Consider the following 14,529-nt stretch of genomic DNA (forward strand, 5'->3'; position numbering starts at 1 on the left):
CTGTTCCTTAATTTAAAACTCCGTTCATTATCACCTTAAAGGGTTAATTCAATATGAACAACCCCTGTTATCCAGATATAAAAAAACAGGCGTTAAAAGCCTGTTTTTTCAATTACTAAATGCGTTATAGCTTAGATACTACGACGCTTGTAGTTACGGTACTCTGGAAGCCAGTAGTTTTTCTCGATTGCTGCCCATAGTGCTTCATCGCTCAGCTCAAGTGCAACACCTTCTTCCATCGCTTTTTTCGCTACTGCAAATGCAATACGTTTACTTAACGATTGGATTTCTGTTAATGCTGGTAATAAGCTGCCTTTACCAGAGTTTGCACGTGGTGAAGACTCAGCCAGTGTTTCACTTGATACAATTAGCATTGCATCTGTGATACGTGTTGCTTTAGCAGCAATAACACCTAAACCAATACCCGGGAAAATGTAGCTGTTGTTACATTGTGGGATTGGGAACGTTTGGCCGTTATACTCAACCGGATCAAATGGGCTACCAGAGGCAACAATCGCTTGGCCGTCTGTCCATTCGATTACATCAGAAGGAAGCGCTTCAACTTGCTTAGACGGATTACTTAACGGGAAAATAATCGGTTGTGGGCAAGATGCGTGCATTGCACGAATAACTTGTTCTGTGAATAAACCAGGTTGGCCAGATACACCAATTAGGATGTCTGGTTGTGCACAGTGCATTACATCTAATAACGATGCGTACTCACCACTGTAAGTCCACTCGCTTAAGCCATCTTTAGATTGGCAAAGTGCTTGTTGGAAGTCACGTAAGCCTTCCATACCTTCAGTAAGTAGACCAAAACGGTCAACCATGAAGATTTGAGAACGCGCTTGTTCATCGCTAATGCCTTCAGCAACCATGGTACTGATAATTTGCTCAGCAATACCACAACCCGCAGAGCCTGCACCTACAAATACCACTTTTTGCTCAGAAAGCTTCGCACCTTTAACACGACATGCAGCAAGTAAAGAACCTACAGTTACCGCAGCAGTACCTTGAATGTCATCGTTAAAGCTACAGATTTCATCGCGGTAGCGTTTTAGTAATGGCATTGCATTTGGTTGTGCAAAGTCTTCGAACTGAAGTAACACACTTGGCCAACGACGTTTAACGGCTTTAATGAATAGATCTAAGAATTCGTCATACTCTTCTTGAGAAATACGTTTATGACGCGCACCCATGTACATAGGGTCGTTAAGTAGTTTTTCGTTGTTTGTACCAACATCAATCATTACTGGTAACGTATATGCTGGGCTAATACCACCACATGCTGTGTAAAGTGATAATTTACCAATTGGAATACCCATACCACCAATACCTTGGTCACCTAGACCAAGAATACGCTCACCGTCTGTCACAACGATAACTTTTACTTTGCCTTTAGTAGCGTTACGTAAAATATCATCAATTTGGAAACGATCTTCATAAGAGATAAATAGACCACGGGCACTGCGGTAGATGTCTGAGAATTTTTCACAGGCATCACCTACCGTAGGTGTGTAGATAATTGGCATCATTTCTTCAAGATGATCACGCACTAAACGGTAGTAAAGTGTTTCGTTGTTATCTTGAATAGCACGTAGGTAAATGTGCTTGTTTAAATTATCGCTAAAGCTTGAATACTGTTGGTAACAACGCTCAACTTGTTCTTCGATCGTTTCATAACGCGGTGGCAGTAAACCGGCTAAGTTGAAATTTTCCCTTTCTTTTTGTGAAAAAGCACTGCCTTTATTTAATAGTGGCGTTTCGATCAGACCTGGGCCTGAATAAGGAATATAAAGATAATTTGGATCGGTATTTGTAGTCATATTTCCAAGCTTTGATGCGTCATAATTATGACCTGACATTATTACTCTTGAAGGCGAAATTGCAATGACAATTCACCTTGTCAGACCATTGAAGAAAATGAATTATATGCTCTAAATAGCATAGCAGATAGTATACATGAAAACTCAGCAGCTTTAAGGCTGCTGAGCTTGTTTTTAGTGGCTTTTATCACTTAAAGCGATGCCTTCGCGGCGCGGATCGGCTGCGCCATAAAGTTTACCGTCTTTAACTTCAACAGCATGTAAACCAGAGTTTAAATCTAGGATACGAACTGTGTGTCCGCGGTTAACAAATTCAGCTTCAGCATTGGCAAGTTCAGTGCCCTTTTCTAGGCTTGTGTAATTATTGCGATTAGTAATGCGCGGTAAGTTAATAGCTGTTTGCGCATCTAGGTTCCAATCAAGCACACCTACAACCACTTGAGCTACATAATCAATGATACGGCTACCACCTGGTGAGCCAACCACTAAACGTAAGCTGCCGTCTTTGTTAAACACCATGACTGGCGACATTGAACTACGCGGGCGTTTACCCGCTTCAACGCGATTAGCTAATGGCTTACCATTTTTGGTAGGCGATAAAGCAAAGTCTGTTAGTTGATTGTTCAAAATATACCCGTTCACCATTACTGTTGAACCAAACGCCATTTCGATAGAGCTGGTCATCGAAACCGCATTACCTTGGCTATCAACAATCGATACATGGGTGGTTGATGGTAACTCGTATGCATCATCTTGCGCGTACGCAAGTGAGTTAGGCGGTGTGCCTGCTTCTGCGTGAGCATCTTTTTCAGAAATAAGCTTTGCACGACCTGCAAGGTAGTCTTTATCGAGTAATCCTTGTGTTGGGATTGGCATAAAGTCAGGGTCACCCATATACACGTTGCGATCAGCAAACGCTAAACGCGATGCTTGGGTAAAGTAATGCAATGCTTGAACAGAGTTTGGTTTGAGTTTTGCCATGTCTTTATGTTCAAGTAAGGCTAAAATCTGTAATACAGCTACACCACCACTACTTGGAGGTGCCATTGAGCACACTTCGTATTGGCGATAATCAACACACACAGGTGCACGCTCTTTACTTTTGTAATTAGCTAAGTCTTCAACCGTTAAAGTACCCGGTGCAACTGCTGAGTTTTGCACTGCATGCACAAGCTCTTTGGCGTTTTCACCTTTATAGAAAGCATCAATGCCTTGTTTCGCTATATCTTTATAAAGCGCAGCAAGTTCAGGGTTCTTTTTAACGGTACCTACAGCGAGTGGTTTACCATCAGGGAAAAAGTAGTCACGAATAACAGGTAGCTTAGTAACCCCAGGGTTTAATTCTTTAGCCAATAATTGATGTAAACGCGGCGAAACAATAAAGCCTTTATCAGCCAATTCAATGGCAGGGCCAAACAAGGTTTGCCATTCTAACTTACCGTAACGTTTATGGGCTGTGGCAAAAGCGTCTAAAATACCTGGAACACCAACAGAACGACCACCTACAACGGCTTCAATCCATTTTACGGCTTTACCATGCTTATCTAAAAATAGTGTTTCATCAGCATTGCTTGGAGCCGTTTCGCGGCCATCAAAGCTGGTTAGGCTTTTGGTTTTGCTGTCGAAGTACATCATAAATGTACCACCACCGATGCCCGATGATTGCGGTTCTACCAGTGTCAGTACTAATTGCGTTGCAATGGCTGCATCAACTGCGGAGCCGCCTAGCTCAAGCATTTTTTGCCCAGCTTTTACTGCATAAGGGTTTGCTGCTGCGACCATGTACTTATCACCTTCAACAACCTGTTTATGAGCAAAGCCTGTAGCAGCTTCAGGTTCGCGAGTTTCAATTTTTGCAGGGGTTGCAAAAATAGCCGTTGAATAAATTAATGAGGTGGACAGAGCTAACAGCGCTTTGGTTTTGAATAACATAAATAAACTTAATCCCGTAGTATATTTGGCATCTTAAAATTAAACGTGCACAATAGGCGACAATCTCAGATACAACAAAAATAACATGATAAACCTGCCCCTGAAACTAGAATATATTCTGCCGCCATTGTGTTTAGTAATACTAAGTTCCTTATTTGCTACTTTTAACTTAAATGAATATCTCGAATTTAACCGTGAGTTAGTTGCAAATGGTGAATTTTGGCGCATTTTCACTAGTCAATTTGTACACGCAAATTGGCCCCATTTAGGCTTAAATTGTGCCGGAATTTTATTAATTTGGGCGCTTCACGCTGAGCATACAAGCCCTGCTCGCTATGCGTTTAATATTGCCATTCTTGCATTATGGTGTGGCTTAGGTGTGTGGCTATTTTGCCCAGATATCCAAATTTACACCGGGTTAAGTGCCCTACTGCACGGTGTGATCATTTGGGGTGCAGTTAAAGATGTACAAGCAGGCATGTTTTCAGGCTGGTTATTGTTTGCTGGTACTTGGGCTAAAGTGATTTGGGAGCAAATAGCAGGCCCGAGTGAATCGGTGAGTCAGCTAATCGCCTCTAATGTTGCTATTGATGCCCACTTTATTGGCGCAATTGGCGGCACACTGTTGGCTTTGCCTGTCTTTATAAAAATAATAAAAAAGCGCGGGTAACCTTTCTCACTTTTTACAAATTCTCTTTTAACTCGAAAAAGGAACTTTAAATGAATGAAAATAAAGGACATATTTACCTTCGCATTATACTATTCTGTCTTTACGGGCCTCTATTGGCTGGGCTATTTGGCCAATTGGTAAACTTAAAATTTGTTTCACCAACGTTTATGGCAAGCCTTGATAATATTTATTACATCATAGTATTTTGCTCACTTTGTATTGGGTTTTGTCTGTTGTTAGCAAAATACAGTATCGTTAAAGAATCGTTTAAGAATAAAATTATTGCTCATTTGACCCTTATTCTTAGTATTTTATATTCATGCTTAATGTTCTTTGGTATTGGCTTACTTATATTATTCAACAACATATTTAACTCAAATACTGATTACGTTCACCAAGAACAGGCATTTGAATATCGCACCTTTTATGTCTACACATCAGACCCTGGAGCTTTTGGAACTGCTCACCATTATGTGTATTTAAAGTGTCCTGTTCCGTTTAATCGCTATGAATTGGAGTTAATAGCCAATCTATCATGGATGAGAGACTATAAAATGAGTTTAGAGGGTGATAATTTAATTTTTGAAAACGACTCAGAGCAAAGCAAGACTGTACTCGATGTGAGTGAATTTCATTGCAAATAACCCTTTATAGATAAATTCTATTACAAACAAAAACAGCCACTTAAAGTGGCTGTTTTTCATTTACGCTTATTAATTAAAGCGTTTCTTTAAATAGCTTATGAATACGGCGGTATTCATCTAACCAGCTTGATGGTTGTACAAAACCATGTGGTTCAACTGGGAAGATCGCTGTTTCAAAGTTTTCTTTTTCTAGCTCAATTAAGCGCTGTACTAAGCGTACTGAGTCTTGGAAGAATACATTGTCATCAACCATAGGCGCATTAATTAATAAATGACTCTTAAGACCTTCAGCAAAGTAAATTGGTGAGCTCTTTTCATAGGCAATTGGGTCAACATCTGGGTGGTTTAAGATGTTAGACGTATAAGGACCATTGTAGTGAGCCCAATCAGTTACCGGACGAAGTGCAGCACCTGCTTTGAATAAATCAGGTTGTGTGAATAGCGCCATAAACGTCATGAAACCACCGTAAGAACCACCATAAGTGCCTACAGCTTGTGTATCTACGTTTGCGTTGTCTGCCATCCAGCTTACGCCATCTGCTAAATCTTGGATCTCAGGTGTACCCATTTGACGATAAATAGCTGTACGCCAATCACGGCCGTAACCTTTCGATGCACGGTAATCCATGTCCATTACTACGTAGCCTTCTGAAGCAAGTAGTGAGTGGAACATAAACTCACGGAAGTAACCAGACCAACCCATGTGTGAGTTTTGTAGGTAACCAGCACCGTGGTTAAAGATAACTGCTTTACGGTTTTTACCTGTTTCACCTTCTTTATAATCAGCTGGGTAATATACTTTTGCATAAATTGGCTGATCAGTGTGGCTTGAAGGTACAGCAACAATCTTAGGTGCAATTAGTTTCTTCGCTAAAAACTCATCAGATACTGTATGCGTTAACTGAGTTGCTTGGGTGTTTGCTTTTGCATCAGCGACATAAAGCTCAGGCGGCGACATAATTTTTGAGTGAGTTAGCAATAGTTTGCTTTCATCTGGGCTTAACTGATAATCAGTCATACCATCAAGGTTGGTTACTTGCTCAGATTCACCGGTTGCAGGGTTTACACGATAGATTTCGTAAAGACCTGGGTGCTCAACGTTTGCTTTGTAGTAAATCGCTGAGTTATCAGCCGTTAAAGTTAAGTTAGAAACAACAAATTGGCCTTTAGTAAGCTGCGTTGCTTTACCATTAAGTGGCTTTTTATAAATGTGGCTGTAACCAGACTCTTCAGATAAGTAGTAAAGCGTGTCTGAGTTGTTCAACCAACCAAAATCGTTGTATGCATAGTTAACCCATGCATCGTCGTGTAAGCGGTGCTGCGAAACAAGTTTGTTGTTTTGTGTATCAACAGTGGCTAACCAACGGTCTTTGTTGTCCCATGCTTCAAGCATAAGAGCTACTTTTGAACCATCTGTGTTCCATTGGATTGCACTTTGGTCCCAGCCCCAATCCATCATTAAATTGATGGCACGTGGTGCTTTTTCAGACTTATAAGTTTTGCCATCACGAGCGTAGTTTTCTTTCTTAACTGCTGCAAGTACGTCTTCATCAAAACCTGGTAAGGTATCGAATGCAAGGGTTGTTTGCTCGCCTGATTTAAGGTCAATGTAAACAACGTCTGAGCTGATTGGTTTTTCATCAGCAACACGACGGCGTACTTTTTCTGCTTTTACGCGTGCATCATCGGCAATGTAATTAGGCATTATATCGCCTTCATCACGCCATGAACGGCTTTCTGTGGTTACTGCAACAAGGGCTTGGCCATTTGGTGAAAGCTGTACATCGGCTAAACGCTTACCTTTACCTAAATAAAATTGTGCGTTAGCAATGCTGTCGTTTTGCTCGTTAATTTGTGCTTTACGCTCTTCACGATCTTTTTTGTTTTTGTGCGTCAGCGCAATGTAATCAATTAGTTTGTGCTGCTCTTTTGCGATGTAAGTATCAGGCTCTTGTACACCTTTAGGTGCATCGTCTAGGTGTAAGTTAACTAATTCAACTTGACGACCCGTTGCTAAATCAACTTTATAAAACGCATTACCTTGGCGATATGCAAGGCTACCATCAGTTAAAAACTGTGGTTTTGATTGTTGTGCGCTGTCGTGAGTGATTTGTGTAATTTGACCAGTGCTTAGGTTTTTAACGAAGATATTACCTTCAAATGCATAAGCCTGTTGCTTTTTATCAGCTGAGTAAACGGCATTTTTAGCACCTACAGTGTGTAGTTTGTTTAACGCTAATTGTGACGCAGATTGGCTATTTACCGCTTGAATGTATAAATCGCGTAGCTCATTGCCTTGTTGCTTTTGTGCATAAACGATGCTGTTAGAATCACCATTCCAGAAAGCACGCTCAGGCTGACGGCCTAACCAATCAGGGTGAGCCATTGCTTGCTCTAACGTGATTTCAGCTGAACCTGTATCAGCAGGAGTAGCAACAACTGGGGCTACATTGGTAACTTGTTCTTCAGAAGGCGTTGAGGCGGTTGATTGACAACCTGCTAGCATGAAGCTAGATGCGACTGCGAGAGCCACTAACGTTTTATTAGCAGTGGTTTTGAATTTCATAGTGCTTCTTACGGGTTATTATAATTCGCCCTATTTAAGCAGAAGCACTTATGAAATAGCAATTTTTATAGGATAAACAGCCAAAGATTTCCGTTTAATAACAGCTTATTTTAAGCTGATATCAAGCCATACCATACGGTGATCAGACGATGCGTTACGATCTTTAATCAAACGGAACAGTTCAGAGTTTTTCTGTGGCCAAAAAACTCCACCATCGTTTATCTCAATACCATAATTTGATGGTAAAACGTAATCAGCACGAGCTTGCCAATAAGCGGTATAGTTTTTAGCGTAATCTTCTTTATACGATTCTTTAGCGCCTTTGCTTGTTGGCGTAAAAGAAGTATTCACTAATGGATTTTTTAAAATTTGGTCTGTGGTTTTCGGGCGTGCCTTACCCCCTTCTGGCGCAGCATTTAAATCACCAACAATAACAAAGCGGCTTTTCGCTTTTAAGCCACCTTTTTGACCTTTATCATCGTAAATGTAGTTAGCATTGTTGATGTAATCAGCAACTAGGCGTACTTCATCGTGGTTACGCTTACCGTTACGGTCTTCGTCACCATCAAATACTGGCGGCGTTGGGTGCGAAGCAAGTAAATGAACCGTTTTGCCTTTTACATCTATCGGTAAGTCCCAAAAAGACTTAGAGCTTAGGTGAATTGCTTGCCATTCCTCAGCAGAATACCAGTCTTTACCTGTTTTGGGGTCGATAGGCATTTGTGCATTTGGCATATCTTTATATTTGAATGTTTGTAATGTACGCGCTTTTTCTAAATCGATTGGGTAGCGCGACAATACGGCCATTGCATAATGCCCCTCAAAGAAGCCAAAGCCGTGTGCGTCACCTTTGTAATGCCCCTTTACACCATCGTTGTCTAGGTCAAACTCAGTAGGTAAACCAGTGTTAACAGGTGCAATAAAGTAATACGGGTAATCGATGGCAACTTGCTTATTTTGCGATACTTGCAGGTAGTTTTTACGAAATACGTTAATGCCTTTGTCGGCATCAATATAATCAAACTCATTGAGTAAAATTACATCAGGTCTTACGCGCTGAATAATTTCGGCAATATTGCGAATTTGCTGGTGGTTGCTCGCTAATGCTTTGCTTAAAGCGTCTTTATCTATTGCTTCGCCTTTTTTAGCATAGTTGGTTGCATCCATACTCACGTTAAAGGTAGCAACACGTAAATCAGCTGCCGATACATTGTTTGCAAATAAGCCTACAGCCACTGCTATTGAAGAAGTTAATAAAGCGTTTTTCATGAAATAAATCCGTCTACTATAAGTAGTAAAATAATACTGCTGACAATGATCCATAAGATCATCGCCATGATAAAAGGTTTAATGCCCGCTTGTTTTAAGACTGAAATAGATAAACCACTACCAATCAAAAATAAGGTCATTACTAACACTTGTTTAGCACCAACATTGAGTGCATGCCACAGTGTTTGATACTCAGGAAAGCTCGAATTAATCAGCGCCGCCGCTAAAAAACCAAATATAAACAACGGGATACTTGCTTTTTCATCTGATTTCCAAAACACACCCGCAATACTTGTATAAGGGATTATCCACATCGCTCTAGTAAGTTTAATGGTTGTGGCAATAGCAAGCGCTGATGCGCCATAGGCAGCGGAAGCCCCCACTACACTACTGGTGTCGTGAATCGCAAGTGCAGCCCAAACACCGAATTGTTGCTCAGTCAGGCCAAAGTAATGGCCAATCATCGGAAACAACACTAAGCCAAGGGCATTTAATAAAAACACCACAGCGAGTGATATAGCTACTTCGTGATCTTTGGCCTTTATAACCGGCGCCATTGCAGCAATTGCGCTACCACCACAAATGGCAGTACCAAATGAAATAAGTACACCGGTGTTTTTATTTAACTTAAATAACTGAGATAAAATTTCACCAAGGCCAATAATAGCGGTAATACTGACAATAGTAAGCACAATAGAGCTACGCCCTACTTCTATTACTTGATTAAAGTCAACAGCAAAACCTAAGCCAACTACCGCCAACTTTAGCATCCATTTACTTATTTTTTGTGACTGTGCTGCAAATGGATTACCCAATATCATTGCAAATAAAGCACCTACTACAAGTGCCGTAGCAGAACCAACAAATGGTAATGCTGATACTAAAAATAGCGCAATAAATAGAAACTGCTTTGGGCGTTCGGCTATCACAACGGTGCTCTGATAAGTTTATTGGTTAGCTTATGCACCACAGGTGCAACAAAAATAACGGTAGGAAATGCCACACAAAATGCAAAAGCCCATGCTTTAAGCCAAATGGTTGCAATGTTATCGATTAAACCAACGTTAAAGATGCTGATCACTAAAGACATAAATCCAGACATAAACAGCGCCATAAAGAACGCAAATACGACTGTTCTAAATCGAGGATGTAACATAACGAACTAATATTAATATAAAAATATTAGTCTATAGCAAGATGTTCCTGACGCAAGTGCTTTGAGACAAGAGGTACAAAATTAGCGAAGTTTGTGGATATATAATAGCGATTAAAAAGCCGAGATAAACTCGGCTTTTAAGAATTTAAACTGATTAGTTTAAAATAAGTTGAGTGCTGGTAGCTGCTACACCTGGGTAGTCTTGCTCTGGCAGAATTTCAGCCAGTGCCGCTAAACGCTCACCTAATTGGTGAAGGTTATCGGCCGATACATTGATATGACCCATCTTACGACCCGGTTTAGCCGTTTTACCATACCAGTGACTTGTAACGTCTTGCGTTGCGAGTACTGAATGTGGGATTGAAGGCTGACCTAATACGTTGATCATAGCAGTAGGACGAAGACACTCTGTACTACCTAATGGTAGACCTGCAACAGCGCGCATGTGGTTTTCGAACTGTGAGCAATGTGTACCCTGCTGTGTCCAGTGACCTGAGTTATGAACCCGTGGCGCAATTTCGTTTACTAATAACGTACCTTGTACATCAAAAAACTCAATTGCTAATACACCTACATAATCAAGTTCTTGCGCTAACTTGTTAAATGCCAGCTCTGCTTGTTCTTGAATTGCTGCTTTTTCTTTACCCGCAACTGAAAGCGTAAGTACACCATTGGTGTGTTGGTTTTCAGTTAATGGATAAATAACTGTGTTACCCGCTTTGTCGCGAGCACCAATGATAGATACTTCACGGTCAAATGGGATCATCTTTTCAGCGATAATAGAATGCGGCGCACTTTCAGTGCCTGATGCTATGAAATCTGCCATTTCTGACCAGATTTGGTCAATTTGATCATCAGACTTTAAGCGCCATTGCCCTTTACCATCGTAACCCGCTTGGCAAGTTTTGATCACAAGCGGCTTGCCTAAACGCTCTACAGCAGCAACAAGGTGCGCTTTTTCTGTAATTAATTGGTAAGGCGCACATTCAACATCTGTTTTATCAAGTAATGCTTTTTCAAGTGCGCGGTCGCCACCTGTTTTAATTGCCGCTTTACCCGGATAAAACTTATTGCTTTGACAACATAGTGTAAGTACATCATCAGGAATGTGTTCAAACTCTGCTGTTATCGCGTCTGCGTTATCAATAGCTTGTTGTAATGTGCTGTTATGAACTTCACCAGTTAATGGATGAATGATTTTTTCACTACCCACATCGTAGGCAACAACATTTAAATCAAGCGGTGCACCCGCTAAGCTCATCATGCGAGCTAACTGACCTGCACCTAAAATTAGAATATTCATATTACTCTGCAGGATTAGGGTTAGCTAAGATAGTGTCTGTTTGTTCTTTACGGAAAGCTTCTACTTTTGCGAAGATTTCAGGCTGTTGGCAACCTAAAATTTGTGCCGCTAAAAGGCCAGCATTTGCAGCGCCTGCTTCACCAATAGCAAGAGTACCTACCGCAACACCTTTAGGCATTTGGCAGATAGATAATAACGAATCAACACCATTAAGTGTTTTAGACTTAACTGGTACACCTAAAACTGGCAGTGATGTAAACGCCGCAGCCATACCTGGTAGGTGAGCAGCACCACCGGCACCTGCGATAATAATTTTAATGCCACGATCTGCAGCTGAGCTTGCATAGTCAGCAAGTAATTGAGGGGTACGGTGAGCAGAAACAACTTTAGTTTCGTATTCAATGCCGAATTTTTCTAGCATTAACGCCGCATGTTCCATCGTTGGCCAGTCTGATTTGGAACCCATAATAATGCCAACAGTCATAAATACACCTCAGTTAAATAGTTTTCTAAAAAGCGGACTTTTGTCCTTATTTTGTGGCGGGTATTATATACCTAACTCACATCAAGATGCGAGTTTCAGTTGGAATTAAAAGCGATTTTGCAAGGCGTTGATGCAAATAATAGAGGTTCTATTGTTAAAATCGATAACGCAGTATAAATCGCTCTTAGACCACATCAAGATGCGACTCTAGAAGCACAAAAAAGCCATGACATGCATGGCTTTTAATCACTCATCAGCTAATTAAGCTTCTTTGCTTGCTAGGTACTCAGTGTATGTACCTTTAAAGTCGATAACTTTACCGTCTTTGATTTCCCAAATACGGTTTGCAAGCGATGATACAAATTGCCTATCGTGTGATACGAACAATAATGTCCCTTCGTATGCTTCAAGCGCTAGGTTAAGCGCTTCGATAGATTCCATATCCATGTGGTTGGTTGGCTCATCCATTAATAAGATGTTTGGTTTATGCATCATAATTTTGCCAAACAACATACGGCCTTGCTCACCGCCTGAAATCACTTTTACTGACTTTTTGATATCGTTTTGTGAAAACAGCATACGACCTAAGAAACTACGAACAACTTGTTCGTCGTCACCTTCTTGTTGCCATTGTTCCATCCACTCAAATAAGTTCATGTCTTGTTCGAACTCGTCAGCATGGTCCTGAGCGTAATAACCGATATTAGCGTTATCAGACCATTTAAATTCACCTTGTTTTGGTGCTAAACGACCTGCAAGGGTATTTAATAGTGTGGTTTTACCAACACCGTTCTCACCGATAATTGCAATGCGCTCGCCTACTTCAACCAGGCCTTCAAGGCCACTGAATAATGTTTCTTCAAAGCCTTGTGTTAAATTTGTTAGCTCTAAGGCATTACGGAATAACTGCTTTTCTTGCTCAAAACGAATAAACGGGCTTTGACGAGAAGAAGCTTTAACTTCTTCAAGCTGAATTTTATCGATTTGTTTAGCACGTGATGTTGCTTGTTTTGCTTTTGAAGCATTCGCAGAGAAGCGCGATACGAACTGTTGAAGTTCGGCAATTTGGCTCTTCTTTTTCGCGTTTTCGCTTAGTAGACGCTCACGAGCTTGCGTTGCAGCAAACATGTACTCATCATAATTACCAGGGTAAATACGAAGCTCACCGTAATCGATGTCAGCCATGTGTGTACATACTGAGTTTAAGAAGTGACGGTCGTGCGAAATGATGATCATGGTACAGTCGCGCTGGTTTAGCACGTCTTCTAGCCACTTGATGGTGTAAATGTCCAAGTTATTGGTAGGCTCATCGAGTAGCATGATATCTGGATCAGAAAACAGCACCTGCGCAAGTAACACACGCAGTTTAAAACCTGGTGCAATTTCAGACATAAGGCCGTAGTGTTGCTCTGTGCCAATACCTACACCAATTAGTAACTCACCTGCTTTAGCTTCTGCTGAGTAACCATCCATTTCGGCAAACTCAGTTTCTAGGTCTGCTACACGCATACCGTCTTCTTCGCTCATCTCAGGTAAGCTGTAAATACGGTCACGTTCTTTTTTTACTTCCCACAGCTCTTTATGACCCATGATCACTGTGTCGATTACAGAAAACTCTTCGTAAGCAAACTGGTCTTGGTTTAGTTTAGCAATACGCTCGTTTGGATCTGTGCTGACATTGCCTGAAGATGGCTCTAGTTCACCACTTAGGATTTTCATGAAGGTTGATTTACCACAGCCATTCGCACCGATTAAACCGTAACGGTTACCATCGCCAAATTTTGCTGAGATATTTTCGAATAAAGGTTTAGCACCAAATTGCATGGTGATATTAGCTGTACTTATGATAGCGGTACCCTCCAGCGGGTAAAAAGTAAAAACGAAACTGCGTGCAATTTTAAACTAAAGCCGCTTTGCACGCCATGAAAGTTTAATTAAATACACAGGCTAATTTTACAAGATCAACACTTACGACTACCTTTAGTGAGCGCGCTCACTTAATTATATGAGCACGCTCACTTTTAAAATAACTAAATACAAACAGTAGGTTAAGAATGAGCAAACATGGAGACACTCACCAACGTATTTTAGATGCGGCTTGGCACCTTTTTACTGAGCAAGGGTTTAACGATACCTCTACACGGCAAATTTCAGCAGCAAGCAACATAGCGGTTGGCACCTTGTTTAATCATTTTGCAGATAAAGTGGCTATTTTAGAAGCTTGCCTCGAAGATAAATTCAATGATGTGTTAGAGCGCGCAAAAGAAACCGACATACACCGCCCTGCTCGCTTAAAGATTAATCATTACGCACAATATTTTTATCAGTTTTATTGTTTACATCACCGCTTTTATAAAGTGCTTTTTAGCCAGCGATTATTTTCGCAATCATTCCAGCAACAACACATGGAGCTAATTCAATCATTGGTTTTTGCCGACCAACCGCAATTTAATAAAGTAAAAGCAGCTATATTGCTCGACTGCTATTTTATGACCTTGTTGTATGGCTTAGGCGCCGAAACCCCAAACACTAAACTTATGCTCAGAACGCTAAGCCAGAAAGTGTCTATTTTTTAGGCTTAGTAACTCATTGATAATTCAATATAGTGAACCTAAAGTGAATAATTTTTCCTCAAAGTCGGTTTGTTGCATGATAATTTTTCACTTTTGACCCTATTTT

The 14,529-nt window shown here is 40.8% G+C and carries 12 protein-coding genes; 3 read left to right on the plus strand and 9 right to left on the minus strand.

Annotation, left to right across the window (positions count from 1 at the left end; translation table 11 throughout):
- Positions 1-131: 131 nt before the first annotated feature.
- Positions 132-1,826 carry an NAD-dependent malic enzyme gene (locus tag AADY36_RS08520; protein WP_342409269.1) on the minus strand — a complete coding sequence of 565 codons (1,695 nt, stop codon included), beginning with the start codon at positions 1,824-1,826 and terminating at the stop codon, positions 132-134.
- A gap of 174 nt (positions 1,827-2,000) precedes the next feature.
- Positions 2,001-3,758: a gamma-glutamyltransferase gene (ggt, locus tag AADY36_RS08525; protein WP_054561462.1), complete on the minus strand. Its 1,758-nt coding sequence runs from the start codon at positions 3,756-3,758 to the stop codon at positions 2,001-2,003.
- A gap of 85 nt (positions 3,759-3,843) precedes the next feature.
- Between ggt and rrtA the strand changes: the two genes are divergently transcribed.
- Entirely contained in the window at positions 3,844-4,428 is a 585-nt protein-coding gene (rrtA, locus tag AADY36_RS08530) for a rhombosortase (RefSeq protein ID WP_054561461.1), read from the plus strand.
- A gap of 50 nt (positions 4,429-4,478) precedes the next feature.
- Positions 4,479-5,072, plus strand: a complete 594-nt coding sequence (locus tag AADY36_RS08535; RefSeq protein WP_342408857.1) for a hypothetical protein — start codon at positions 4,479-4,481, stop codon at positions 5,070-5,072.
- 73 nt (positions 5,073-5,145) lie between these two features.
- Here AADY36_RS08535 and AADY36_RS08540 read toward each other — a convergent pair whose 3' ends face one another.
- The 7 genes from AADY36_RS08540 to AADY36_RS08570 form a co-directional block, all read right to left on the minus strand.
- Positions 5,146-7,638 carry a prolyl oligopeptidase family serine peptidase gene (locus AADY36_RS08540; RefSeq protein ID WP_250660359.1) on the minus strand — a complete coding sequence of 831 codons (2,493 nt, stop codon included), beginning with the start codon at positions 7,636-7,638 and terminating at the stop codon, positions 5,146-5,148.
- 105 nt (positions 7,639-7,743) lie between these two features.
- Positions 7,744-8,907 (minus strand): endonuclease/exonuclease/phosphatase family protein, encoded by a 1,164-nt coding sequence (locus tag AADY36_RS08545; RefSeq protein ID WP_342408858.1) that lies wholly within the window; start codon positions 8,905-8,907, stop codon positions 7,744-7,746.
- Complete coding sequence (locus tag AADY36_RS08550) at positions 8,904-9,836, minus strand: YeiH family protein (RefSeq protein WP_250660357.1); 933 nt, start codon at positions 9,834-9,836, stop codon at positions 8,904-8,906. Before AADY36_RS08550 ends, AADY36_RS08545 begins: the two co-directional genes overlap by 4 nt.
- Positions 9,833-10,063, minus strand: coding sequence for a DUF2798 domain-containing protein (locus tag AADY36_RS08555; RefSeq protein ID WP_054561456.1), 231 nt, complete (start codon positions 10,061-10,063; stop codon positions 9,833-9,835). Before AADY36_RS08555 ends, AADY36_RS08550 begins: the two co-directional genes overlap by 4 nt.
- A gap of 154 nt (positions 10,064-10,217) precedes the next feature.
- On the minus strand, positions 10,218-11,366 hold the full coding sequence (locus AADY36_RS08560; RefSeq protein ID WP_055021802.1) for a 5-(carboxyamino)imidazole ribonucleotide synthase: 1,149 nt from the start codon (positions 11,364-11,366) through the stop codon (positions 10,218-10,220).
- Position 11,367: 1 nt separating this feature from the next.
- The gene (gene purE / locus AADY36_RS08565; protein WP_054553887.1) at positions 11,368-11,850 is read right to left on the minus strand and encodes a 5-(carboxyamino)imidazole ribonucleotide mutase; all 483 of its coding nucleotides are present in this window, start codon (positions 11,848-11,850) and stop codon (positions 11,368-11,370) included.
- Between the two features lie 261 nt (positions 11,851-12,111).
- The gene (locus AADY36_RS08570) at positions 12,112-13,698 is read right to left on the minus strand and encodes an ABC-F family ATPase (RefSeq protein WP_095209684.1); all 1,587 of its coding nucleotides are present in this window, start codon (positions 13,696-13,698) and stop codon (positions 12,112-12,114) included.
- Positions 13,699-13,904: 206 nt separating this feature from the next.
- Here AADY36_RS08570 and AADY36_RS08575 point away from each other — a divergent pair, with 206 nt between their 5' ends.
- Positions 13,905-14,426 (plus strand): TetR/AcrR family transcriptional regulator, encoded by a 522-nt coding sequence (locus tag AADY36_RS08575; protein ID WP_054561452.1) that lies wholly within the window; start codon positions 13,905-13,907, stop codon positions 14,424-14,426.
- The last annotated feature ends 103 nt before the right edge of the window (positions 14,427-14,529 follow it).

The sequence above is a fragment of the Pseudoalteromonas sp. D15MCD-2 genome (assembly GCF_038562745.1).
GTDB lineage: Bacteria > Pseudomonadota > Gammaproteobacteria > Enterobacterales > Alteromonadaceae > Pseudoalteromonas.

Excerpts from the sequence above, each read along its gene's own strand:
- AADY36_RS08520 (WP_342409269.1), bottom strand. The coding sequence starts at position 1,826 with ATGACTACAAATACCGATCCAAATTATCTTTATATTCCTTATTCAGGC.
- AADY36_RS08560 (WP_055021802.1), bottom strand. The coding sequence starts at position 11,366 with ATGAATATTCTAATTTTAGGTGCAGGTCAGTTAGCTCGCATGATGAGC.
- AADY36_RS08540 (WP_250660359.1), bottom strand. The coding sequence starts at position 7,638 with ATGAAATTCAAAACCACTGCTAATAAAACGTTAGTGGCTCTCGCAGTC.
- AADY36_RS08575 (WP_054561452.1), top strand. The coding sequence starts at position 13,905 with ATGAGCAAACATGGAGACACTCACCAACGTATTTTAGATGCGGCTTGG.
- purE (WP_054553887.1), bottom strand. The coding sequence starts at position 11,850 with ATGACTGTTGGCATTATTATGGGTTCCAAATCAGACTGGCCAACGATG.
- AADY36_RS08545 (WP_342408858.1), bottom strand. The coding sequence starts at position 8,907 with ATGAAAAACGCTTTATTAACTTCTTCAATAGCAGTGGCTGTAGGCTTA.
- ggt (WP_054561462.1), bottom strand. The coding sequence starts at position 3,758 with ATGTTATTCAAAACCAAAGCGCTGTTAGCTCTGTCCACCTCATTAATT.
- AADY36_RS08555 (WP_054561456.1), bottom strand. The coding sequence starts at position 10,063 with ATGTTACATCCTCGATTTAGAACAGTCGTATTTGCGTTCTTTATGGCG.
- AADY36_RS08535 (WP_342408857.1), top strand. The coding sequence starts at position 4,479 with ATGAATGAAAATAAAGGACATATTTACCTTCGCATTATACTATTCTGT.
- rrtA (WP_054561461.1), top strand. The coding sequence starts at position 3,844 with ATGATAAACCTGCCCCTGAAACTAGAATATATTCTGCCGCCATTGTGT.